General features: G+C 48.2%; 21 protein-coding genes and 1 CRISPR repeat array. Of the genes, 19 read left to right on the top strand and 2 right to left on the bottom strand.

Annotated features, from left to right (window positions below; translation table 11 throughout):
* The first annotated feature begins 15 nt into the window (after positions 1–15).
* The 12 genes from rplM (at position 16) to KZE55_RS07525 (ending at position 13,498) form a co-directional block, all read left to right on the top strand.
* Positions 16–459 (top strand): 50S ribosomal protein L13, encoded by a 444-nt coding sequence (gene rplM, locus KZE55_RS07580; protein ID WP_222258007.1) that lies wholly within the window; start codon positions 16–18, stop codon positions 457–459.
* 13 nt (positions 460–472) lie between these two features.
* Positions 473–868 (top strand): 30S ribosomal protein S9, encoded by a 396-nt coding sequence (rpsI, locus tag KZE55_RS07575; protein ID WP_047767415.1) that lies wholly within the window; start codon positions 473–475, stop codon positions 866–868.
* 138 nt (positions 869–1,006) lie between these two features.
* Positions 1,007–1,630, top strand: coding sequence for a glycoside hydrolase family 73 protein (locus KZE55_RS07570; protein WP_222258006.1), 624 nt, complete (start codon positions 1,007–1,009; stop codon positions 1,628–1,630).
* 21 nt (positions 1,631–1,651) lie between these two features.
* Complete coding sequence (locus tag KZE55_RS07565; protein WP_222258005.1) at positions 1,652–2,227, top strand: xanthine phosphoribosyltransferase; 576 nt, start codon at positions 1,652–1,654, stop codon at positions 2,225–2,227.
* A gap of 10 nt (positions 2,228–2,237) precedes the next feature.
* Positions 2,238–3,413: an ATP-grasp domain-containing protein gene (locus tag KZE55_RS07560; protein ID WP_222258004.1), complete on the top strand. Its 1,176-nt coding sequence runs from the start codon at positions 2,238–2,240 to the stop codon at positions 3,411–3,413.
* Between the two features lie 255 nt (positions 3,414–3,668).
* The gene (pcrA, locus tag KZE55_RS07555) at positions 3,669–5,948 is read left to right on the top strand and encodes a DNA helicase PcrA (RefSeq protein ID WP_222258003.1); all 2,280 of its coding nucleotides are present in this window, start codon (positions 3,669–3,671) and stop codon (positions 5,946–5,948) included.
* 16 nt (positions 5,949–5,964) lie between these two features.
* Positions 5,965–8,004, top strand: a complete 2,040-nt coding sequence (gene ligA / locus KZE55_RS07550) for an NAD-dependent DNA ligase LigA (protein WP_222258002.1) — start codon at positions 5,965–5,967, stop codon at positions 8,002–8,004.
* Positions 8,005–8,006: 2 nt separating this feature from the next.
* Positions 8,007–9,122, top strand: coding sequence for a CamS family sex pheromone protein (locus tag KZE55_RS07545; RefSeq protein ID WP_222258001.1), 1,116 nt, complete (start codon positions 8,007–8,009; stop codon positions 9,120–9,122).
* Between the two features lie 145 nt (positions 9,123–9,267).
* Positions 9,268–9,585, top strand: coding sequence for an Asp-tRNA(Asn)/Glu-tRNA(Gln) amidotransferase subunit GatC (gene gatC / locus KZE55_RS07540; RefSeq protein WP_222259977.1), 318 nt, complete (start codon positions 9,268–9,270; stop codon positions 9,583–9,585).
* Positions 9,585–11,057, top strand: a complete 1,473-nt coding sequence (gene gatA / locus KZE55_RS07535) for an Asp-tRNA(Asn)/Glu-tRNA(Gln) amidotransferase subunit GatA (protein WP_222258000.1) — start codon at positions 9,585–9,587, stop codon at positions 11,055–11,057. Before gatC ends, gatA begins: the two co-directional genes overlap by 1 nt.
* A gap of 1 nt (position 11,058) precedes the next feature.
* Positions 11,059–12,483: an Asp-tRNA(Asn)/Glu-tRNA(Gln) amidotransferase subunit GatB gene (gene gatB, locus KZE55_RS07530; RefSeq protein ID WP_047767408.1), complete on the top strand. Its 1,425-nt coding sequence runs from the start codon at positions 11,059–11,061 to the stop codon at positions 12,481–12,483.
* A 10-nt stretch (positions 12,484–12,493) separates the two neighbouring features.
* On the top strand, positions 12,494–13,498 hold the full coding sequence (locus KZE55_RS07525; RefSeq protein WP_222257999.1) for a diacylglycerol kinase: 1,005 nt from the start codon (positions 12,494–12,496) through the stop codon (positions 13,496–13,498).
* A 99-nt stretch (positions 13,499–13,597) separates the two neighbouring features.
* Here KZE55_RS07525 and KZE55_RS07520 read toward each other — a convergent pair whose 3' ends face one another.
* Together KZE55_RS07520 and KZE55_RS07515 are read right to left on the bottom strand one after the other, a co-directional pair.
* Positions 13,598–14,020: a MarR family winged helix-turn-helix transcriptional regulator gene (locus KZE55_RS07520; RefSeq protein WP_047767866.1), complete on the bottom strand. Its 423-nt coding sequence runs from the start codon at positions 14,018–14,020 to the stop codon at positions 13,598–13,600.
* A gap of 5 nt (positions 14,021–14,025) precedes the next feature.
* Positions 14,026–15,330 carry an MFS transporter gene (locus tag KZE55_RS07515; protein ID WP_222257998.1) on the bottom strand — a complete coding sequence of 435 codons (1,305 nt, stop codon included), beginning with the start codon at positions 15,328–15,330 and terminating at the stop codon, positions 14,026–14,028.
* Between the two features lie 262 nt (positions 15,331–15,592).
* Between KZE55_RS07515 and rlmD the strand changes: the two genes are divergently transcribed.
* The 7 genes from rlmD to KZE55_RS07480 all read left to right on the top strand — a co-directional run bounded on the left by rlmD (position 15,593) and on the right by KZE55_RS07480 (position 23,974).
* Positions 15,593–16,969, top strand: a complete 1,377-nt coding sequence (gene rlmD / locus KZE55_RS07510; RefSeq protein WP_222257997.1) for a 23S rRNA (uracil(1939)-C(5))-methyltransferase RlmD — start codon at positions 15,593–15,595, stop codon at positions 16,967–16,969.
* Between the two features lie 487 nt (positions 16,970–17,456).
* A complete protein-coding gene (locus KZE55_RS07505) occupies positions 17,457–18,815 on the top strand; it encodes an IS4 family transposase (protein ID WP_222257996.1) in 1,359 nt (452 codons plus the stop codon).
* A 71-nt stretch (positions 18,816–18,886) separates the two neighbouring features.
* Positions 18,887–20,046: a CRISPR direct-repeat array (repeat unit 30 nt; unit sequence GTATTTATCTAATAGAAGTGGAATGTAAAT).
* A gap of 25 nt (positions 20,047–20,071) precedes the next feature.
* Positions 20,072–20,383 (top strand): MGMT family protein, encoded by a 312-nt coding sequence (locus tag KZE55_RS07500; protein WP_222257995.1) that lies wholly within the window; start codon positions 20,072–20,074, stop codon positions 20,381–20,383.
* On the top strand, positions 20,346–20,765 hold the full coding sequence (locus tag KZE55_RS07495) for a hypothetical protein (RefSeq protein WP_222257994.1): 420 nt from the start codon (positions 20,346–20,348) through the stop codon (positions 20,763–20,765). Before KZE55_RS07500 ends, KZE55_RS07495 begins: the two co-directional genes overlap by 38 nt.
* Positions 20,766–20,831: 66 nt before the next feature.
* Positions 20,832–21,320: a YbaK/EbsC family protein gene (locus KZE55_RS07490; protein WP_222257993.1), complete on the top strand. Its 489-nt coding sequence runs from the start codon at positions 20,832–20,834 to the stop codon at positions 21,318–21,320.
* A gap of 138 nt (positions 21,321–21,458) precedes the next feature.
* On the top strand, positions 21,459–22,994 hold the full coding sequence (locus KZE55_RS07485) for a glutamate--cysteine ligase (protein WP_222257992.1): 1,536 nt from the start codon (positions 21,459–21,461) through the stop codon (positions 22,992–22,994).
* A gap of 119 nt (positions 22,995–23,113) precedes the next feature.
* The gene (locus tag KZE55_RS07480; protein ID WP_222259876.1) at positions 23,114–23,974 is read left to right on the top strand and encodes an IS982 family transposase; all 861 of its coding nucleotides are present in this window, start codon (positions 23,114–23,116) and stop codon (positions 23,972–23,974) included.
* Positions 23,975–24,010 lie beyond the last annotated feature (36 nt).

Here is a 24,010-nt window from a genome sequence, read left to right as displayed (position 1 = left end):
TTGGAGGAACTAATCGTGAGAACGACATACATCGCTAAACCTGGTGAAGTTGATCGCAAGTGGTACGTTGTCGATGCTAAGGATGTCCCAATGGGTCGTCTGGCTACCGTCGTCGCATCTATTTTGCGTGGTAAGAACAAGCCAACATTTACTCCCCACGTTGACACTGGTGACAACGTCATCGTTATCAACGCTGCACAAGTTAAGTTAACTGGTAAGAAGGCATCTAAGAAGATGTACTACCGTCACTCAAACTACCCTGGTGGTTTGAAGGCCCGGACTGCCGGTGACTTCCGTGCTAAGGAACCAGAGAAGTTATTGGAAACTGCTATCAAGGGTATGCTTCCCCACAACTCCCTGGGTCACAAGATGGGCTTAAAGCTTCATGTCTACGCTGGCGAAGACCACAGTCATGCAGCACAAAAGCCTGAAGCATTGGACATTACAAACTTAATCTAAGGAGGGAATGGAATTGGCTCAAACTGTACAATACAGAGGTACTGGTCGTCGTAAGGACGCTACCGCACGTGTTCGCTTAGTACCAGGTTCTGGTAAGATTACTATGAACGGTAAGGCAATCGAAGACTACATTCCATTTGCCAACTTACGTGCTATCGTTAACCAACCATTTGATGTTACTAAGACTAACGGTCAATACGACGTTATTGCTAACATCAACGGTGGTGGATTCTCCGGTCAAGCCGGTGCAGTTCGTCACGGTATTGCCCGTGCCCTGCTCACCGTTGATCCTGACTTCCGTGACGCTTTGAAGAAGGCCGGTCTTTTGACTCGTGACCCTCGGATGAAGGAACGTCGTAAGCCAGGTCTGAAGAAGGCTCGTAAGGCTGCTCAATTTAGTAAGCGTTAATATTCGATTATCGCTTCAATATCAGAGATCGAGGTTTACTCGATCTCTTTTTGTTTTAAAATCATACGGGCTGGTTATTAAAATAATGATATAATCTGAAGTAGATATTTTAAAATTGGTAGAGGAGGACAATTTCTTTTGGCAAGGCGAAAGGGAAAAAAGCGCAAATCAGGGACGAAGACGTTAATTTGGCTACTCGTCATTATCGCTCTATTCCTGGGGGTCTACGCTGCACATCACTATTACCGGATTTGGAACCAACAGCGGATTGAACGCCAGATGGAGCATCAAGACCGCGAGGCAAAGCGTCTGTTCATCAAGCAGGTTGCTCCTGAGGCCCAGGCAATGCAGAATACTTACCATGTCTGTGCTTCGGTAACCATTGCCCAGGCAATTCTGGAGTCCCAGTGGGGGACAAGCCAGCTGGCATCCCAGTACCATAACCTTTTTGGAATTAAGGGGACAGACCCCAGCAATTCTAAGGTGATGACGACAAAGGAGTACATTAACGGACGTTGGATTGTCACCAAGGGTCGTTTCCGGGTTTATGACAGTTGGAGTGATTCCATTAAGGATCATACAAAGCTGATGTTAAACGGGACCGACATGAACAAGCAGAACTACCAAGACGTGGTCAATGCGAAGAACTATAAGGAGGCGGCTGAGGCCTTGCAGAAATCGGGCTACGCAACCGATCCAGACTACGCCAAGAAGCTCATTTCGGTAATTCAGACTTATAAGTTATATAATTATGACAAGTAGAGAATCAAAGGAGTAATCACCATGCAGGAATTAAACGAAAAGGTCGAAAAGTTTGGGACGGTCCTGCCGGGCAATATCTTGAAGGTGGATGCCTTCTTGAATCACCAGGTTGACCCTGAACTGATGCTGCACATCGGTCAAGAGTTTGCCAAGCGCTTTGCGGGTGAAGGAATTACGAAGATTTGGACCGTGGAATCATCTGGAATTGCCCCAGCAGTAATGACCGGGTTGGCAATGAAGGTTCCCGTTATTTTCGCACGGAAGCACAAAAGTTTAACTCTGAACAAAGACATGTACGTTGCTGATGTTTACTCGTACACTAAGAAAACGACTAACCGAATTTCGATTTCTAAGAAGTACGTCTCACCGGATGACAAGATTTTAATGGTTGATGATTTTCTGGCTAATGGTCAGGCAGTTGAAGGAATGTTAGAAATTGCTGACCAGGCCGGCGTTAAGGTTGCTGGTGCTGGAATCGTGATTGAAAAGAGCTTCCAGCCTGGTGGCAAGGAACTACGGGACCGGGGCTTCCGGGTTGAATCCTTGGCCCGGATTAAGTCGCTGGCCAACAATCAGATTGAGTTTGATAAGGATTAGGGGGACGACAATGAGTACAAACGCTATTTATCCAGGAAGCACGATTGGCTTAATTGCTGTTAACCGGAATGTGGGGGCCCTGATTGCCGCAGCAAAGAAGGCTGGCTTTAACGTGGGTGTCTACTTGGATCACGCCCAGCCAGCATTAACAAAGATGGCTGATTTTACCATAGTGGGGCCCTACAATGATAAGGCCAAACTAACTGAGTTTGGCCAGGACTGTGACGCCATTATCTACCAGACGCCGAGTGTTGACTCCCGGGTCCTGCACTTTTTAAGCCAGTTTGCGGTAATCCCTCAGGGAATCAATGGCCTGGAAATTGTCCAAGACCGTCTGATGGAACGGGCCTTTTTGGACCAGATTAACATTAACATTGCCCCCTACGTAACGGTCGTTAGCCTGGATGATGTTTACCAGTCAATTGACTCCATCGGCTATCCGGCCTTATTGAAGCCAATTCAGCGGGGAATTGGTGAGCAGTCCATGATGATCAACCGCCAGTCGGACATTGCCCGAGCCGGTGACTTCATCAACACGGGAACCTACCTTTTGGAATCTTGGATTGACCACACTGCTGAATACACGATGACGGCGGCAACCGATGGGAAAGACGTCAAAATCTACCCGCTGGCAAAGCTTAAGTTTGCCCAGGATCGGAAGCTGATTGCTGTTGAAACGCTGGCCGTAGTGGATGATGACCTGTTGACAGAGATGCAGCGAATCGTGAAAAGTGTTGCGGCATCGTTGGAATACCGGGGTGTCTTCTCCCTTAACTTTTACGTTACGGCCACCGGCTCGCTGTACGTGAAGAATATTGAATTGGGCATGACTTCGATTGCCAACGTTTACGACAGTGCCGCCAACGTGACCCAGTATGAGGAGCAGGTTCGGGCAACGGCGGGGATGCCCCTCCACGTTATCCGTTCCCTACAACCGACTCTCTTGATGGTAGCCCGGTACTCACAGGAGGAGGCAATCCAGCGTCAGTGGATGCTGAAAGACAACTGGCAGTTCCGTCTCTTTAACCTCAGTAATCCGGATGATGATAGTCTGCTGGGCTTCGTCTGGATTACGGGTAGCAGCCTGACCGAACTGGAGGAACAGGTGGATGACACCGAAGTTTGGACAGAACCCCTCGCTGCACAGGATGAGCAGAAGACAGAAGATGACAACGATCAACTTTAACTAGAAAGTAAAACTGAAAAATTAACGCACGCTTTTGACTAGTATTGAAGCCAGTTTCGGTAGTCAATAGGGTGCGTTTTTTGCGATTACTGGGTAATGTTTGGAAATACAACAGGAGCCGGCAGGCAAATTAAAACTTTTTACCAGCCTTTTGCTTTTTGGAAAAATTCGTAACAGATGTTCGTTTTAGTCAAAAGTAAATGCATTATTTGGTATAATATTAGCCGACTGATTTTTTAGAGAGGATGGGACGGCGTGAATAATAGTCAAGCACTACTAGATGGAATGAACGATAAGCAAACCGAAGCGGTCTTAACAACGGAAGGACCGCTGCTGGTTATGGCTGGAGCTGGTTCCGGGAAGACACGGGTATTGACCCACCGGGTGGCCTACTTGATTGAAGAAAAGAATGTTTTTCCATGGAACATCTTGGCGATCACCTTTACCAATAAGGCCGCGCGAGAAATGCAGGAACGGGTCGGCAAGCTTCTAGGCGAGAGTGCCCAGGATATTTGGGTGTCTACTTTCCACTCCCTATGTGTGCGCATCTTACGACGGGATATCGAGAAGATTGGTTATAACCGGGCCTTTACCATCGCAGACACGGGTGAACAGCGGACGCTGATGAAGCAGGTCTGTGCTGAGTTAAACATTGACCCCAAGAAGTTTGACCCGCGGAGCATCCTCAGTACGATTTCAAATGCGAAAAATGCCCTGCTGACACCTGACGACTACGCAGCCAAGGCTAGCGATAACCGTAACCCACATAGCATGTACACCTCCGTGGTTGCCCGGGCTTACAAGCTTTACCAAGAGCAGCTTGAAGCCAACCAGGCCCTTGACTTTGATGACCTGATTATGAAGACGATTGAGCTTTTCCAAAAGGATCCGGAGACCTTGGAATTTTACCAGGACCGCTTTCACTACATTCACGTCGACGAATACCAGGATACCAACGATGCCCAGTACAAGCTGGTTCACATGCTGGCCGACAAATACCAAAACATCTGTGTGGTTGGGGATGCGGACCAGAGTATTTACGGCTGGCGGGGTGCCAATATCGAAAACATCCTGAACTTCGAACATGATTATCCCAACGCCCACACCGTCATGCTGGAACAGAACTACCGGTCGACCCAGACCATTCTGGATGCCGCCAACGAAGTGATTAAGAACAACAGTGGGCGCAAGGACAAGAACCTCTGGACCAAAAACGGCCAGGGGGACAAGATCACCTACTACCAAGCCCAAAACGAACATGACGAAGCCCAGTACATTGTCGCTAAAATTAAGGAAGAGCACGACAAGCACGGTTACCACTACAACGACTTTGCCATCCTCTACCGGACCAACGCCCAGTCGCGAATGATTGAAGAGACCTTTATGAAGTCCAGCGTCCCCTACACGATGGTGGGGGGCCACAAGTTCTATGACCGGAAGGAAATCCGCGACGTCCTGGCCTACCTAACTCTGTTAGTCAACCACCAGGATTCCATGAGTTTTAGCCGTATCGTTAACACACCTAAGCGGGGCATCGGCCTGACAACGGTTGAACACCTCCGGGAGTTTGCCAACGACAACGGCTGGTCTCTGCTGGAGGCGAGTCAGAACGTTGATATTGCCAATAATATTTCCTCCCGGGCGCGGACAAAGCTGGCGGATTTTGGCCAGTTAATTGCTGATTTGGACAAGCAGGTTGAGTACTTGAGCATTACTGACCTGACCGACCAAATATTGGAGCGGTCGGGTTATAATAAGATGTTGCAAAAGGAAAATAACCTGGAGAACCAGACTCGCCAGGAGAACCTGGATGAATTTAAGTCGGTGACCCAGGAATACGATAAGCAACACGAAGACGATGACACGCCGAACCGGCAGAAACTGGTTAACTTCCTAGCCGACCTGGCCCTAATTTCTGATCAGGACGATGTTGATGAGCAGGAGCCAGCGGTGACGTTAATGACCCTCCACGCCGCAAAGGGGCTTGAATTTCCGGTCGTCTTTCTGGTTGGCATGGAAGAGGGAGTTTTTCCCCTTTCCCGGGCCCTGATGGAAGACGATGAGCTGGAAGAAGAACGGCGGTTGGCCTATGTGGGAATTACCCGGGCCAAGAAGAAACTCTATTTGACGAACGCCGTTTCCCGTCTCCTGTACGGACGGATCCAGCGGAACAAGCCGTCCCGCTTTGTGGAAGAAATTGACCCGAAGCTTCTCGACGAAGAGGGGGGTCAAATGAATGACGACGTTCCATTCAGTAAGAAGGCCGCCACGATGGGAACTTATCGCCAGCGGTCAACGCAAAAGCACCATTACCGGGATGCCGGTAAACGGGTCAAGCCAATTACGAATACCGGTACCGGTGCGGACAAAGTAAGCTGGAAAGTTGGCGATAAAGTTACCCACAAGAAATGGGGCCAAGGAACGGTCGTCAAAGTCAACGGCAGCGGGAACGATATGGAACTGGACATCGCCTTCCCTGCTAAGGGGGTCAAGCGGCTCCTGGCAAGTTTTGCACCAATTCAAAAAGTAAATTAAAAGTGAGGCCAGAATAATGGATAAGCAAATACCAGTCGACCAGCTAACCCTGGCGGCGGCCAAACAAGAAATTGTTCCCCTGAGAAAGCAGTTAACCCAGTGGGGCAAGGAGTACTACGAACAGGACAACCCAACCGTTGAGGACTACGTCTATGACAGGGCCTACCAACGTTTGGTAGCCCTGGAACAGCGTTTTCCGGAGCTGAAGACGAGCGATTCGCCAACGCAACGGGTTGGGGGTGGCCCCCAAAGTCAGTTAACGAAGGTGACCCATGATATCCCGATGCTGTCAATGGGTGACGTCTTCTCCATTGATGAGTTGATGGACTTCAACCAGCGGCAACAGGATAATAAAGACGTTGAAGTGGCGCCTGAGTATAACCTTGAATTAAAGATTGATGGTCTTTCCTTATCCTTAGTTTATGAAAACGGCAAGTTAGTTCAGGGTTCAACTCGGGGGAACGGGGTCATTGGTGAAGATGTCACCGCCAACGTGATGACGATTAAGTCGGTTCCCCACGAACTACCCGAACCCCTTTCCCTTGAATTCCGTGGTGAGTGCTACATGCCGAAGAAGTCTTTTGTTAAGCTCAACCAAGAACGGGAGGCGGCTGGTCAACCAATCTTTGCTAACCCGCGGAATGCGGCGGCGGGGAGCCTTCGCCAGCTTGACCCGCACGTGACGGCTAAGCGGGATTTGGATACCTTTATGTACTATGTTCCTGAGTATCAGAAGCTGGGCGTTAAGACCCAGGCGGCAGCCCTCGACCGGATGCGGGAACTCGGCTTTAACGTCAACCCGAATAACCGGGTCGTTCATAACCGCCAGGAGATCACCGCCTACATTGAGGAATACACGGCCAAACGGGACCAGCTTTCCTACGGGATTGACGGAATCGTGGAAAAGGTCAATGACCTTGACACTGAGATTGCCCTCGGGAATACCGTTAAGGTTCCCCGCTGGGAAATTGCCTACAAGTTCCCACCTGAGGAGCAGGCGACGGTGGTCAGAGATATTGAATGGACGGTTGGGCGGACCGGTAATGTTACACCGACTGCGGTGATGGATCCGGTTCAACTGGCGGGGACCACGGTGAGTCGTGCTTCTCTCCATAATCCCGACTACCTCCAGGAGAAGGGGATTCGGGTCGGCGACACCGTTTACCTCCACAAGGCAGGCGACATTATTCCTGAAATCTCCCGGGTCGACCTGAAAAAGCGGCCGGCTGATAGTAAACCATACGAGATTCCGACAACCTGCCCAGTCTGCGGCGCCAAGTTGGTCCACTTAGACGATGAGGTTGCCTTGCGGTGCATCAACCCGATGTGTCCGGCCCAAATTAAGGAGGGGTTGGCCCACTTCGCCTCTCGGAACGCGATGGACATCGATGGCTTAGGACCGAAAATTATCCAGCAGCTCTGGAACAAGAAGTTAATTCATGACGTGGCTGACCTGTACAGCCTGACGCGGGACCAATTATTAACTTTAGATAAATTTGGTGACAAATCCGCCACTAACCTATTGACATCGATTGACAATAGTCGTAATAATTCTGTCGAACGCTTATTATTTGGTCTCGGTATTCGCCATGTTGGTGCTAAGGCGGCCCGGCTGATCATGGAGCATTTTGGCTCCCTCGACCAGTTGATGGCAGCAAGCGCTGATGAGGTTTCCGCGGTTGATGGCATCGGCCCCACCATTGGTGAGAGTGTGGAAGCCTACTTTGCTAACCCCCAAGTAGTCAAGCTGGTTGATGAACTCCGGGATGCCGGCATTAATTTCGCTTACCTGGGGGCCACCACACCAGTCAACCCAACAAGCGAATGGAACGACCGCCGGGTAGTTTTGACCGGGAAGCTGGAAGAAATGACCCGGAGTCAGGCGAAGGATTGGCTAGAAGCACATGGGGCAAAGGTTACTAGCAGCGTTTCAAAGAAAACTGATATTGTCATTGCCGGGACGGCAGCGGGAAGCAAACTGACGAAAGCCCAGGACCTGGGAATCACGGTTTGGAATGAGGCCCGCTTTGCCCAAGCAATGAAGGAGGAACAATAATCGTGAAGTTAAAAGTTAAGAAAATTGCAACAGCTGCGGCCCTTTTGATGAGCACGGTCGTCCTTGCTTCATGTGGCTTTGGGCACAGTTCGTCTAAAAACTATAGTACGACTGGCTCTGGCAACGGAAATTATCAAGGGGTTATTCAAAATGGTCGCTACAAGACCAGTAAGGCCCGGGGAATTAACGTTGCCCAAAACGATAATCCGTACAACCAAAAGAGCTTTGAAAGTGGTTTGACCCAGGTTTCCAAGCGGGTCTTTTCACCGAAGTCCTATATCTTCCAGGAAGGCCAATACTTGAACACCAATACCCTGCAGAGCTGGCTCGGCCGGAAGTCGAAGAAGAACCCGAACGGTCTTAACCCAGTCCGGGGTAAGAAGAGCGACCCGAATCCGGAATATATCCAGCAGATTGAGGAGCAGGACTACATGACGGATAGTGGTCGGTCGATGAAGCTGAAGGGAATCGTTATCGGGGTTGGAATCAACTCCGAATACAATTACCAGAAGAAGACGGATGGTCCGTCCTTCACTAAGGACATTAGCAAGGATGAAATGCGCCAACAAGGTGAAATTGCTGCCCAGAAGATTTTGACCCGCCTGCGGCACACTAAGGGCGTCGGTGACGTGCCGATTGTAATTGCCCTCTATAAGCAGGCGCCCGACGATAGCCTGGTTGGTGGAAGTTACTTTGCCTACAGCAAGAACAACGGTAACAAGATCAGTAGCTGGACGAACCTCCACTACAAGACAGTTGTTCTTCCGAAGGCATCAGCAACGAACTCCCGGACCAGCGCCGATTCACAGGATAATGACAACTTCTCGAACTTCAAGAGTCAGATTCAGAGCTTCTTCCCGAACCTGAGTGGGGTCACCGCCCAGGCCCAGTATAATAATGGTCAGCTGGCGGGAATGCACATCACGGTGACAACCCAGTTCTACAGTCAGACGGAAATCACCAGTTTTACCCAGTACATTGCCCGGGCCGCCAAGCGTTACCTGCCGAGCGGAATCCCGATTGATATCCGGATCCAGGCTGACTCTGAGATGCAGGCGATTGTTTACCGGGATTCCGGATCTAACACTTTCCACACCCACATTTTGGATTCTTACTAATACTTTTAAACTAAAAGAGGTCGGTTTTCAGCCGCCTCTTTTTATTTGCGCAAACTCCGACCGCAAATTGCTGAAAATACGACGAGTTCTGTGCTAAAATTGTTAATTGTATGTATACCTAAATTTTGGAAAAGAGGTAGAAATGATGGCCAGTAAAATCACTGAGCAACAAGTAGAACACGTTGCTGAACTTGCTAAGCTTGAATTCCCCAAGGACGAGCTGGGTAAGTTTACCACACAATTAGGAAGCATTATTGACATGTTTGAAGACCTCACTGCTGTTGATACCGATGGTGTTGAACCAATGACTTCAGCAACCGACCGGGTTAACGTGATGCGTGAAGATAAAGCTGTCAAGGCCACGAAGGAAGAGACCGAAGCACTGCTGAAGAACGCTCCGGACGAAGATGGCGGCTACATCAGAGTTCCTGTAATCATTGACGAAAGTGAGGATGGCGAATAATGGACTTCTATCAAACCGACTTAAGTCAGCTGCACAATGACCTGGTCAATAAGAAGATTAGTGCCAGTGAACTGACGAAGGCAACCTTCGACCACATCAAGGCCAATGATGACCAGGTCAAGGCCTTCTTGACCCTGAACGAAGATGCCGCAACTAAGCGTGCCCAAGAAATTGATGATGCCGGGATTGCGGCTGACCAACTCGTTAGTGGGGTACCACTGGCTGTTAAGGACAACATTCTGACCAAGGGGTTGACGACTACGGCCGCTTCCAAGATCCTGGAAAACTTCAATCCCGTTTATGATGCCACAGTTGTTGATAAGTTAAACCAGGCTGGCTTCATTAACGTCGGGAAGACCAACCTGGATGAATTTGCCATGGGTTCGTCCACGGAAAACTCAGCCTTCTTTACCACCCACAACCCATGGGACCTGACCCGGGTTCCTGGTGGTTCTTCAGGTGGTTCTGCAGCGGCAGTTGCAGCGGGCGACGTCCTCGGGGCCCTCGGTACTGATACTGGTGGTTCCATTCGGATGCCTGCCTCTTTCAACGGAGTCGTCGGCATGAAGCCAACATACGGCCGGGTTTCCCGGTGGGGGATCATTGCCTTTGGTTCCAGTTTTGACCAGGTTGGCTGGCTGACCCGGACCGTTAAGGACAATGCCTACTTGATGGCGCTGATTGCTGGTAATGATAAGCACGATATGACGTCTTCTCTGAAGGAAGTACCAGACTGGGCTGCCCACCTGAATGACGACACGAGTGTTAAGGGCCTGAAGATCGCCGTTCCAAAGGAATACTACGATGACTTAAACGACGACGTTAAGAAGGTTGTCAAGGCAGCCTTAGACCACCTGGAGTCACTGGGCGCTACGGTTGACAAGGTTAGTCTGCCCCGCACTAAGTACGGTGTTCCAGCTTACTACATTTTGGCATCATCTGAAGCTTCATCGAACCTGCAACGGTACGATGGGATTCGTTACGGTTTCCGGGCTAAGGATGCCAAGAACCTGGATGAAGTTTATGTTAAGTCCCGGACGGAAGGTTTCGGTGAAGAAGTCAAGCGGCGGATCATGCTGGGGACCTTCTCCCTGTCCGCTGGGTTCTACGATGCCTACTTCAATAAGGCCGCTAAGGTTCGTCGCCTGATCGCCCAAGACTTCGATAAGGTCTTTGAGAACTATGACCTGATCATCGGGGCTACCGGGGCCACGACCGCCTTTAAGATTGGGGCCGAAATTGATGATCCAAAGACGATGTACATGAACGATGTCCTGACCGTGCCGGTTAACATGGCTGGCCTGCCAGCAATGTCTGTTCCGGCCGGCTTTTCTGAAAAGAACGGGATGCCAGTTGGTCTGCAGATCATTGGGAAGCCATTTGACGAACAGACCATCTACAACGCTGGTTACGTCTTTGAACAAACCACTGATTTTCACAAAAAGGCACCAAAGTTAGGAGGGCAAAACTAAGATGAACTTTCAAACTACCATCGGACTAGAAGTCCACGTCGAATTGAAGACGAATTCAAAGATTTACAGTCCTTCACCGGTTGACTTTGGTGACCAACCGAACGCCAACACCAACGTCATTGACTGGGGGTACCCGGGGGTATTGCCAACCCTGAACAAGGGCGTTGTTCGTGACGGAATCATGGCCGGGCTTGCACTTCACGCTCAGATTGCCCACCACATGCACTTTGACCGGAAGAACTACTTCTATCCGGACAACCCGAAGGCCTACCAGATCACCCAGTCTGATACGCCAATTGCCCACGACGGTTGGATTGAAATCGAAGTCGACGGCAAAAAGAAGAAAATTGGAATCGCCGAAATGCACATCGAAGAAGATGCCGGTAAGAACACCCACACCAGCAAGTACTCCTACGTGGACCTGAACCGGCAGGGGACGCCCCTGATTGAAATTGTTTCTAAGCCGGATATCGCTTCACCAGATGAAGCCGTGGCCTACCTGGAAGCACTGCGGCAACGGATCCAGTTCACGGGGATTTCTGACGTGAAGATGGAAGAAGGGTCGATGCGGGTTGATACCAACATCTCCATCCGCCCAGTCGGCTCCGACAAGTTCGGGACCAAGACGGAAATGAAGAACATCAACTCCTTCAACTACGTCCGCAAGGCTCTGGCCTTTGAAGAAAAGCGTCACCAGCAAGTATTGATGTCTGGTGGGCACATTGCCCAGGAAACCCGGCGGTACGATGAACCAACCGGGACCACGGTTTCTATGCGGACCAAGGAAGGGGCCGATGACTACCGTTACTTCCCAGAACCAGATATTCCGGACTTGAACGTCAGTGACGACTGGATCAAGGAAATCGAAGGCGAAATGCCAGAAATGCCGGGTGAACGGCGTAAGCACTACGTTGACGACCTGGGACTTTCCGACTACGACGCTATGGTCCTGACCCAGACGAAGGAAATGTCAGACTTCTTTGAGGCGGCCGTTAAGGATGGCGGCGATCCAAAGCGGGTTGCTAACTACCTAATGAACGACGTTAACTCCTACTTGAACGACAAGCACATTGACCTGCCGGACACCAAGTTGACTCCTGCCAACCTGGCCGGGATGGTTAAGTTGATTGATGACGGGACGATTTCTTCCAAGATGGCTAAGAAGGTCTTCAAGGGGATTCTGGCCGGTGAAGAACCACAGGCATACGCCAAGGAACATGGTCTGGTTCAACTGTCTGACCCAGCACAATTACAGCCAATCGTTGACGATGTTTTGGCTAACAATGCCCAATCCATCGAAGACTTCAAGAACGGGAAGGACCGGGCAGTTGGTTACCTGATGGGTCAGATTATGAAGCAGACCCGGGGAAAGGCCAATCCACAAGTTGTTACCCAGTTACTGATGAAGTCCCTAAAGGCTAAGTAGGAGGATTACTATGCGTAAACGGGCACGGATTATTTATAACCCAACTGCTGGTCGTGAAGCCCTCCGCAACGACCTAGTAGACATTTTGGATATCTATGAAAAGGCTGGTTACGAAACGAGTGCGTTTGCGACAACACCAGCACCGAATTCGGCAAAGAACGAGGCGACCCGGGCAGCCAAGGAGGGTTTTGACCTGATTGTGGCCGCCGGTGGTGACGGAACGTTGAACGAGGTCGTTAATGGGATTGCCGGCTTAGAGAAGCGGCCCACAATGGCGATTATTCCGGCCGGGACGACCAATGACTACGCCCGGGCACTGCGGATTCCGCGTGATGATCCGATCGCTGCCGCCAAGCTGATCTTACGGAAGAACAAGAAGTTCAAGATTGATATCGGTAAGGCGGGCGACAACTACTTCATGAACATTGCTGCCGGGGGCACATTGACCGAATTGACCTATGACGTGCCGTCCCAGATGAAGTCCTTATTTGGCTATGCCGCGTACCTGGCCAAGGGGGCGGAGCTATTACCGCAGGTTAAGCCAGTCGATGTTTCCATCAAGTACGATGGTAATGAGTACCGGGGGATGGCCTCAACGATTTTCTTGGCCCTGACGAATTCGGTTGGGGGCTTTGAGCAAATTGTGCCGGACGCCTCTTTGGATGATGGTAAGTTCACGATGATTATCGTCAAGAAAAGTAGCCTGGCGGACATGCTGGGGTTAATGGCGAAGGCCTTGCAAGGAAAGCACCTCAATGATCCGCGGATTGTCTATGCCAAGGCAACCGATGTTGAGGTGACGCCGTTGAACAAGGATGACCGGCTGATGATCAACCTGGACGGCGAATACGGTGGTGATGCGCCGATGAAGTTCCACGACCTCAAGCAACATATCGAAGTGGTAGCTAACCTGGACGCCATTCCGGACGATGCCATTACTGAGTCGGCAGATTTCCGGCGAGTCGAAAAGGACTTCGTCGAAGGGGTCGACAAGATTAATAAGAAAAGCAAGTAGGGTAAAATTTAGTTTACCCGTAAGCAAAAAAGAGCCGTTAGTATTCGGAATTTTCTGAAAGCTAACGGCTCTTTGTGTATTCTAAATAAAAAGATTAAATCATTTACGGTTAATAAAGTTTTGCCGAGTATCATAGAGTAGTTGTTGAAATTTTTTCTGTTGCGCAATCGGTAATGTAGCCAGTGCTTCGCGGTTAACTTGTTCGGTAATGGCGTGTAACTGTGGAAGGATTGCTGTACCCTTGGCGGTTAAATATAGTGCGCTCTGTCGACCATCGTTTGCTGAACGCCGCTTTTCGATCCAGCCTTGTTTAGCTAAACGGTCGACTTGCCGTGTAATACTTGATTGGTCCCGGACAATCCTGGTTGCGAGCCCGGATTGACTAACCCCCGGTGTTTTTTCAATAATCATTAAGTAATAATAGTTGATTTCTGATAACGCTAGTGGCTGCAATAAGTGGTCTAAACGCCGGCGAATTAGGGCGTTTAGGATTGCTACTTGCCCGACAAAATCTTCTTGCATCGTTCTTAATGTGCTCCTTTCTTACATGCATATATTAAGCAGCCAGCCAGTGATAAGATGGCGAAAAGCAACGTCAATCCCATTGCCCAACGCATTCCCATAACCGAGTTATTTGGAACATCACTAATGACTACGACCAACGTAACTGCTAGGGCACCGGCAATTTGACGAAGGGCGTTGCTCATTGCGGTTGCCTGCCCAATATCGGATTTACGCATGCCCCGGTACGACTCTGACATTGTAGGTACAAACGCCATGCCGATACCAATCATCCGTCCTGTGTAAAGGAGAGTAAGGGTTAGTAAGGAAATATGAGCGGTAATCACCAGAGTAGGTGGCGTCGTAACGACACATAAGATTAGTCCCGGAATAGCCAGACGGTTAACGCCAATGCGGTCGTATAATCGGCCGACAATCATCCCCGTGATCGCGTCTAAAAAAGCACCGGGGAAAAGGATTAATCCCGCTACCATACTAGAAACGTGGAGACTGTTTTGCGCAAAGACCGAAACCATCTGTTCAGCACTAAGGAGGGTCATGAACAGGAAGGCACCGGCGATTAACATTAAGCTAAAGGACCAGTAGTGAAAAACCCGGAAGTCCAGGAGCAGCTTGGTTAATTTCTGCTGGTGCTGATAAAAAGCTATTGATACTATAACCCCAATTAATAGCATTGGGCAAGCAAGGAGTGGCGTCGTACTGACCAGAGAAAAGCCAGCCATGAAAAGTCCAGGACCCAAGATGAGCTCAATAATCGAGCGTTGATCCAGCATGAGATGGTGGGCGACGGTAAAGGCAGGCATCACGGCCCAGCCGGCTAGTAGGGTGAAGATCATAAAGGGAAGAACGACCCAGAAAATTGAGCGCCATCCCCAAAGATGCATCGTAAAACCTGCCAGTGTGGGACCAATCGCTGGACCAAACGCAATAACGAGGGATGATAGTCCCATAATGGTTCCCCGTTTCTGTGGTGGATAGATTGAAACCAGAACAGTCATCTGAAAGGAGATTAGTACCCCACCAGCCGCGGCTTGGATGAGGCGGGCAATCAAAAGGCAGATAAAGTTTGGTGCCAGGCAACCAAGGATGGTACCCAGAATAAAGAGGCTAATGATCCCCGAGAATAGCTGCCGGTTATTATACTTTTCGTAAAGGTTAGCCGACAGCGGGGTGGTAATTCCGAGTACGAGGGTGTAGCCGGTAGTGAGCCACTGCACCAGGTTGAGTGGCTGCTTCATCTCAGCTTGAACCACCGGTATGGCGGTGACAATCATCGTCTGACTCATTAGACCGATAAATGATGCTAGCAAAAGAAGCATCGCGGTTAAAGTTCGTTGACGGTTAGTAATGTTAAGAATAATTATTCCTCCTCATAATAAAATGCATCTGCATGTATTTACGGGTGAAATTATAGATGCAGATGCACTTATTTGTCAAGGTGGAACCAATCCTTATTAATGTCAACGGTGCGGCACACGTGACTAAGCCGGTATGCGGACTTAAAGAGGGGCTGGTTACTAGCGGGGGGTGCCGTGTATAATAGGGCGTAAGACCATTAATGGAGGAAGAAAAATGAAGGTTCAAATACCAGTACATAAGAACAACGATTACCAGGCAGAAGTGACCGACCTGACCTACGAGGGCAATGGGGTCGTTAAGGTTGACGACTTCCCAATCTTCTTGCCCAACGCCTTACCGGGGGAAAAGATTACCGTGCGGGTGACCAAGGTAGCCCGCCACTTTGCCTGGGGCCGGGTGATGGAATGGCAGAGTAAGAGCCCGGACCGGGTCGACGTCAAAGATAAGAAGTATATTCAGACGGGGATTGCACCTCTGGGGCACCTGAAGTATGCGGCTCAGCTGAAGTTTAAGCAGCACCAGATTAAAGAACTTCTGGAAAAGGCCCACCTGGGAGATATCGAAGTCCTGCCAACGATGGGGATGGACCGACCTTACCACTACCGGAATAAGGCCCAAGTCCCGGTCAAGATGGTGCGCGGCCAGCTGCAGACTGGCTTTTACAAGCGGGGGAGCCATACCCTGGTACCGATTGAGGACTTCTATATTCAAGACCCGCAGATTGATAAAGCAATCGTTGTGGTCCGTGACCTCTTACGGAAGTACCATGTGACTCCGTATGACGAGCGGACGGGCAAGGGCGTCATTCGAACGGTGATGGTGCGTCGTGGTTACTACAGCCATGAGGTGATGGTCGTTTTGGTCACCAACACGAAGCGGCTCCCGATGGCTAAGGAGATTGTGGCCGGTATCGTGGCCGGCGTGCCGGAAGTGAAGAGCATTGTCCAGAATATTAATGACAAGAAGACGAACCGCCTGCTAGGTGACCGTGATCAGACCTTGTGGGGTGCCGACGAGATCCATGACCAGTTACTGGGGATTGACTTTGCTATTTCGCCGCTGTCGTTTTACCAGGTCAACCCGCAACAGACGGAGCGCCTCTACCAGACTGCCATTGATAATGCCGGTCTGGATGGTAGTCAGACGGTGATTGACGCCTACTGCGGGATTGGGACGATTTCCTTAGCCGTGGCCAAGCATGCTAAGCAGGTTTATGGGGTGGAAATTGTGCCCGCCGCGATTGAAGATGCCAAGCACAACGCCAAGCGGAACGGAATTCGGAATGCGGAATTCGTGGTCGGTAAGGCGGAAGAACAATTTACCAAGTGGCAAGCAGCGGGACTGGAGCCGGACGTAGTGATTGTGGACCCACCACGCAAGGGCCTTGCGGAATCTTTAATTGAGGCGACTGGCAAGATGGCACCACGGAAAGTGATTTACGTTTCCTGCAATCCGGCCACCCTGGTGCGGGATATTCAACGTTTCGGTGAGCGGGGCTACCACGTTGTCAAGCCAATCCAGCCCGTCGACCAGTTCCCACAGACGACGCATGTTGAGAGTGTTACTGTCCTTGAACGCACAGAAAAATAGCCGACAAACCGCGTTATAATGGCATTTATAGATGATTGAAAGTGTACTTTTTCCCTTCTGAGCTATTGGAAAAAGTACACTTTTTCTATTTGAAGCTGGCGGGTCGAGTGTTCTATGTCCTATTTCGATAGTCGAGTAGGTGAATGTCCAGTTTGGCAGGTCGTGTCGATTAGGGTAGTGGAAGTAGAGGTGAGCCTTGATATGGTAGCGTTTGTGGTATGTACGAATCGGTCAGTTTGGTACTAAGGATTGAGTTAACAAAAATAATATTGAATTTATGCTAATTCGGTTAGAATATCGAAAATTCGCAGGAGAGTTGTATACTCGACGTATATGACAAAAATTATTCTTTTAACTGAAACTTGAAAGCTAATAATCACGCCAAAGGCGTGTGGTTATTGGCTTTTTTGGCAAAAAAATAAACGCAAGCTCTCCTGCGTTGTATACTTTAGTCGACCAAAACCAAGATACAAAGGAGACTTACGTCATGAATATTATAAGACAAAAAAATACAGAAAACGAGCTTCACAATATTGTTCATCAATTTACTTCCCTCATTGGTCTATCTAAACTCACCAAGTTGGTGAATTATCGCCGGAATTCAGAAATCAGCTTGATGAAGGTCATTGAATGGCTGCTCACGACAAAGTTCCTGGGACGCTCGCTTTATCGAGCCCATGAAACACCTAACTTTACCAGTCGCACCGTCAGAAATAATTTGAACGATGGCCGGATCAATTGGCAACGCTTGATTTGTCAAGTTGGGAGTCATTTAATCAAGCATTTACGACCGTTTATTGACCGCCGGCGGCGGTTAGCATTGATCATTGACGATACACTCTTTTCCCGTGAGTACGCCACCCAAACCGAATTACTAGCGCGAGTCTTTGACCATGACAAACAGTTATATATTAAGGGATACCGGGCTTTAACTTTGGGTTGGAGTGACGCCAATACATTCTTACCGATCAACTTTGCATTAATGTCTTCCAAGAAGCCACAAAACGTCCTTGGAAAATCAGCTAAAACAACCGATCAACGAACAATTGCTGGCCGGAGACGTCGCCAAGCACAGCAAAAAATGAACCTCGTTTCATTGCAACTTGTCAAGCAAGCCCTCGCAAATGGCGTTCTGGCTGACTATGTGTTATTTGATAGCTGGTATAGCTCACCAAAAATGTTCTATGAATTAACCAAGTTGGGATTAAACGGCGTGGGCATGCTTAAACGGTCCAGCAAAATTTACTATCAATATCGCGGACGGCAATATTCAGTTAAAGCATTATACAAGCGACTGCAGGCCTCAAAATATCAACCCAAGCAAGCTTATCAATACAGCTGCTTTGTCGAAGCGCACGTCGGGAACCAAAAATTCAAGCTTCGCTTGGTATTTGTGGCTAATCGGGTCCGTCAAGATGACTACCTAGTACTGGCAACGACTCAGTTAGGCCTTCAGCCACAAGCGATCATTCAACTATACGCCCGAAGATGGCAAATTGAGAATTACTTTAAAGTTGCCAAGCAATACTTGCGGCTCGACAAATCACAAGTTCAAAATTATGACGGGCTTTGTGGCCATTTAGCAATTGTCATGATGACTTATGACCTATTAGCTTGGCAGGAACGGCAAAATCAGGATGATCGCACCATTGGGGATTTATTCTTTATAATGAACGAAGCCATGCCAGATATTGAGTTGTCTCAAGCACTGGTATGGCTTCTAAATTCGTTAAAAACGATTATTAATCATGAAGTTTATGCAAGAAGAGCCCAAATTATTCAGATGATGAATCAGTTCTTCACATTTTTGCCGAAACGGTTAGTTTCGCTGTTAACAGCAAGCTAAATGGTTAAATTAATTAAAATATGCCCTGTGATACCAAGGGATCAGTCTGTCTTCATACTTTCAAGTTTCAGGTATTTATCTAATAGAAGTGGAATGTAAATGAATGGGATAAATTCTTACATCAAGTTTTCAATAAGTATTTATCTAATAGAAGTGGAATGTAAATATCGTATTTTGAATAGGCAAACTATTAGAGTTAACTAGTATTTATCTAATAGAAGTGGAATGTAAATATTGCAAACACTAGCCGCGTCCTGGTATGGGTCGCCGTATTTATCTAATAGAAGTGGAATGTAAATCAAGTCGTCCGCTGGTAAGGCCCCTCAAACTGGTGCTGTATTTATCTAATAGAAGTGGAATGTAAATTTCATAATGGGCGAAGAAGAATTTGACGACGGCATGGTATTTATCTAATAGAAGTGGAATGTAAATATTTAAAGAGGCGTACCATCAGCTTCAACCGAAGCAGTATTTATCTAATAGAAGTGGAATGTAAATCTCGTTATCTTTTGCAAAAGTAATCTTATCTAGCTCGTATTTATCTAATAGAAGTGGAATGTAAATATCTCTTTGATCTCCTTGCCGGCCTGGTCCGGAATGGTATTTATCTAATAGAAGTGGAATGTAAATTCATTGTTCTTTACAGCGTAGTCTTCAATCAAACGATGTATTTATCTAATAGAAGTGGAATGTAAATCACGTCAAACTTTATGTAAAAGATGAGAATGGTAATGTATTTATCTAATAGAAGTGGAATGTAAATCATTTGCAAGTTGTAGCCTCTGTCTTGGATAAATGGCGTATTTATCTAATAGAAGTGGAATGTAAATGCCACAGGCTTGCTACTACAATTTTTGGGATAAGTGTATTTATCTAATAGAAGTGGAATGTAAATGTCTTTTACTCTTACTCCGGAATGGCTAACCTGTGGGTATTTATCTAATAGAAGTGGAATGTAAATACAACTTACCAAGATATGGTCACTAAGATGACCAGTATTTATCTAATAGAAGTGGAATGTAAATTCAAGTAGTCATGCACCACTTGAAAGCAATCAAAAACCCGTATTTATCTAATAGAAGTGGAATGTAAATGCTATACTCTTAATGCTTCTAACGTTAAAAGCAATCATTTAGTATTTATCTAATAGAAGTGGAATGTAAATATTTATGCCTGATTACTTACGTCTTACCTTATAGCTGTATTTATCTAATAGAAGTAGAACGTGAATTATAGTTACAAAAAAGAGGTGCCCCATGGCAACCAAGCTAGACAAACAATTCACCCAAGACGTCCTAAACACAGTGGACTTAATCCCGTACGGGTGCGTCACAACCTATGGCCAGATTGCCCGCATGATTTGCCGCCCGCGCAACGCCCGCCTCGTTGGTAAGGCGCTGGGCAAATTTGGCGGGTGCGGTAAGCATCCCTGCCACCGGGTCGTCACTGCAAACGGTCGGTTAGTGCCTGGCTGGATTGACCAACGACCCATGCTAGAAGCGGAGGGGGTGCCGTTCAAAGATGCGACCCATGTCGACATTCAAAAATGTTTTTGGCGCGGCATCTAGTTCCCGTAACCTGGCTCCGTGGCCGATTCCACGCTATGCTGCCGTCCAGCGCCAGACCAAGAATGGCTACGTCCAGGTCAAATACACCTGGGTAGCGGCCGGCTGGCATTACGAGGCCCGCTGGCATAGTCGGGTCCCCACCGCCCAAATCATCACCTACCCAAGCTGGCAACTCAACCGTGTCCATCCTGGAAAGGGCTATGGCAAAGATGCTGCTCCTAGAATGGCCCAAACCCTCGTCGGTGACCAGTGGATTGCTACATCCCGCATCCGCTACCTTATCCAGCAGGCTGCGAACAACCCAACTCCCGCAGCCCAAAGTTTTCTACGCGCGGTTCATCCACCAGCAGTCGTCACATATTTCCCGGGAAATAATCATTAGGTTAGTGGCTTCTTAACCTATAATAAAACTACTTAACTGCATACACTTGTTTGAGGAAAAACAAACATGAATAATCCATCAGAAGAGGTTCTTAACCTGCTTAACCAACACCATATTGACTACCAACTGATTAACCATCCCCCAGTCTATACTGCGGAAGCGGCAGATAAAATTTACATCAATTGCCACTTTGGTCGCGCCAAGAACCTCTTTTTACACGGCAAGCATCACTTCTACCTGGTTACCTTTCACGATGACCATCAGCTAGACCTTCGCGCCTTACGCAAGGCCCTCCACACTAGTCGCCTGTCACTCGTTTCACGTGATGACTTACCTAAGTACCTAGGTATCCGAAGTGGGGCGGTTTCGCCGCTTAATCTAATTAATGATAAGAGCCATGATATCGTTCTTGTGTTTGACCGAAATCTTATTCACAGTGGTCTACCAATTGGCTGCCACCCCAACGACAACACTAAAACGGTGGTCATTCCCGTCGACCGTCTCCTCAAGCTCGTTAAGGAATGGGGAAACCCCGTGCAAATTCTGGACTTGTAGGATCCTTTGCCGGCACTTTCAAAGACTAATACAGACATCTAGTAAAATAATTTATTAACATTGTCTCTAAAAAGATTGTCCATTATGTTCCAAAAGTGTTAGAGTGAGAATGATATATTATGATTGGGAGGATGCTAGATGGCTGATAAATATGACCAAATCAAGTCAGCTTTGAAAGAGCCCGAACTGAACGCCAAAATGTTTGCCTGTCAGTTCGGCTTAGAAGCTAAAAAGCATCGTGTCTTGACGAACGGCCGGGCCAGTCGGTACCCATATCCGGCTAATCTACGGTCGCGTCAATACAACATTTACCTGAATTCAGGGTTTACCGATGACATGATTGACTTTGAGACACCACCGGTAGTGGGAAGCCGGCATGCGGTAACTCACTTGAAGATGCTGGAACAGATTATGATCGAGCAGCTCCACAGCGATGAGCGCCTGTGGCCACTTAGCATGGCCCCCGCGCCGGTTTACCAACACGACATGGACTACTTAAAGGATGCCTACACCAAGCCATGGGCCCAGGCTAACCATGATTACCTGGGAAATAAATATGGGGTTGCCAAGGAAATCATGGGCGATGTCCATATCAACTTTGGTCTGGATAGCGACCTTGTATCAACGCTCTACCAGCGCTTTTATATTGACGAGTACGGCAATGAAGTTGACTTCCGTAACCACCTCTACTTCAAACTCGCCCAGGCCTATTATCTTTACCAGTGGCTGTTCACCTACCTGTATGGGGCCAGCCCGGTTGCTGAGGACATGCCGCAGAGCTTTCCGGACAACATTGAGCTTCCGGTTCGGAGTATTCGGGCCAGCGAGTACGGGGACGATAACAAAGCTAGTGAACGGATTACCTACAACTCTCTAGAAGAGCACGTTGACCAGCTGCAGGAGTACGTCGACAACGGGACCTTCTACAGCCTCAAAGAATTCTTCGGGCCTGTTCGTCTACGTCATCATGATCAGAATATGCGCGACTTGCGGGGAGTAATGGCAGCCGGAATCGACTATCTCGAATTCCGCAATTTTGACCTCGACCCGCTCTCCCGGACGGGAATCAGTGATGATACCCTGAACTTCTTGGAGCTCCTCTTGTTGGACGCCATTGTCTCACCCCTTCCGGATGACTTGACGACACGTCTGACCAAAGCGCGTGAGCTTAATAACGAGGTTGCCCTACAGAAGCCAACGGATGAGACCGGCTGGATGAAGGATGCCGCTAACAAGCTGATTGACGAGCTCCAGGCCTTTGTGGAAGAGTTCAATGCCCCGCGGGAGTACAAACTGGCGTTGACCTTTGTCAAGCGGCGGGTGGAGGATCCGACCCTGACCATCAGTGGTCAACTGGCTGATCGAATCGAAAATGGTAACCTTCTGTCTTTCGGCTTGAAGATTGCCAATGACCGGTACACCAACAATATCAACTACCAGCACCCGCTCCAGGCCATCAGCAAGGACTATTCGGATGACGTCCAACGCCTGTTGCGGGCGGCAATCGAGCTGGGGGTTCAGTTTGAATTGCAGCCGGATATGGTTACCCTCTATGTTGGGGGCCATAAGGAAATGTACCAGGCGGAAGAACCCCTCGACTTTAGTAAGGGCCCCCGTGAATTCGTTTTAAGCGCCTTTCCTGAGGCCCAGAAACTGCAGGAACCACAAGAATAAATATCTTAAAATACGCGTGGTGCTAGTACTCATTAGTATGTTTGATTTTACAAAAAAAGCCCAACATGGTTAGACTATTAAGTGATACAAAACTTAAATAGAAAAGAGCCTTAATCATGTTGAACCTTCTTAAGTCTAACCACTATTGCCATCATTTACAAGTTAATTTTGCTCAATTAAACCGTACCTGCCATCGCTGGTATAAGCTTTATGCACCTAAAAAGCTCGTTCAACGACCGAACATCAACCAAGTTAAAGTTGATGATAGTACCCTAATAGCCCTTCTGATTTGCCAAACTCAGTTAGGAATCGAATCGCAACGACGCTTTTGTATGATCTTGGTGAGCTCCATTTCTCGGTCACGTTTCAACCGTCGCACTCGCCAATTACTACCGTTACTCAGTTTAATTAGGCGAAAGCTAAACCAAGATGTTGATTTACATGGACAATTCCTAATTATTGATAGCTTTCCAGTACCAGTTTGTCATCCAGTTCGCAATTATCGAGCCAAGATTTTTCGGGGAAGTACTGATATTGGCTATAACGCTACGAAAAAACAGTATTACTATGGGTTTAAAGTCCACATGATTGTTAGTAGTGATGGTTACTTGCTCAACTACATCGTTACTAAAGCTTCTGTCCATGATAGTAAGGTCGCCGAAGAATTAATCTTAAACACTATGCCACTTGAGCACTTTTTATTAGCAGATGTTGGCTATGTTAGCCGTCAGCTTCATACCGACCTAGTTAGTGATGGCTATGAGCTTTGGACTCCATTTCGTCAAAACATGGCTGGCGCTAAGAAGCATAATTCACGAATCCTAAAAGCAATTCGCCGAACGATTGAGACCGACTTTTCGTTATTAAAATACTATAATGCCGAAAATAATCGTGCGCGAAGTTTAGCAGGCTTTCAAGAACGGTTAGAAGTGGCAATTTTAGCATCTAATATGGAGTATTGTCTAGAAAAGTTTCACTAGCACCACGCGTCTTAAAATAAATAAGTAGAGGTTGGC

Source organism: Limosilactobacillus panis, assembly GCF_019797825.1.
GTDB classification, from domain to species: Bacteria; Bacillota; Bacilli; order Lactobacillales; family Lactobacillaceae; genus Limosilactobacillus; species Limosilactobacillus panis_A.
The sequence above is the reverse complement of the archived record's forward strand: the minus strand, read 5'-3'. Positions and strand labels throughout refer to the sequence as shown.

Coding starts and splice junctions, on each gene's coding strand:
- KZE55_RS07490 (WP_222257993.1), top strand. CDS start 20,832: ATGAATAATCCATCAGAAGAGGTTCTTAACCTGCTTAACCAACACCAT.
- KZE55_RS07525 (WP_222257999.1), top strand. CDS start 12,494: ATGCGTAAACGGGCACGGATTATTTATAACCCAACTGCTGGTCGTGAA.
- gatC (WP_222259977.1), top strand. CDS start 9,268: ATGGCCAGTAAAATCACTGAGCAACAAGTAGAACACGTTGCTGAACTT.
- ligA (WP_222258002.1), top strand. CDS start 5,965: ATGGATAAGCAAATACCAGTCGACCAGCTAACCCTGGCGGCGGCCAAA.
- KZE55_RS07505 (WP_222257996.1), top strand. CDS start 17,457: ATGAATATTATAAGACAAAAAAATACAGAAAACGAGCTTCACAATATT.
- KZE55_RS07560 (WP_222258004.1), top strand. CDS start 2,238: ATGAGTACAAACGCTATTTATCCAGGAAGCACGATTGGCTTAATTGCT.
- KZE55_RS07495 (WP_222257994.1), top strand. CDS start 20,346: ATGTCGACATTCAAAAATGTTTTTGGCGCGGCATCTAGTTCCCGTAAC.
- KZE55_RS07565 (WP_222258005.1), top strand. CDS start 1,652: ATGCAGGAATTAAACGAAAAGGTCGAAAAGTTTGGGACGGTCCTGCCG.
- KZE55_RS07485 (WP_222257992.1), top strand. CDS start 21,459: ATGGCTGATAAATATGACCAAATCAAGTCAGCTTTGAAAGAGCCCGAA.
- gatB (WP_047767408.1), top strand. CDS start 11,059: ATGAACTTTCAAACTACCATCGGACTAGAAGTCCACGTCGAATTGAAG.
- KZE55_RS07500 (WP_222257995.1), top strand. CDS start 20,072: ATGGCAACCAAGCTAGACAAACAATTCACCCAAGACGTCCTAAACACA.
- gatA (WP_222258000.1), top strand. CDS start 9,585: ATGGACTTCTATCAAACCGACTTAAGTCAGCTGCACAATGACCTGGTC.
- rlmD (WP_222257997.1), top strand. CDS start 15,593: ATGAAGGTTCAAATACCAGTACATAAGAACAACGATTACCAGGCAGAA.
- KZE55_RS07520 (WP_047767866.1), bottom strand. CDS start 14,020: ATGCAAGAAGATTTTGTCGGGCAAGTAGCAATCCTAAACGCCCTAATT.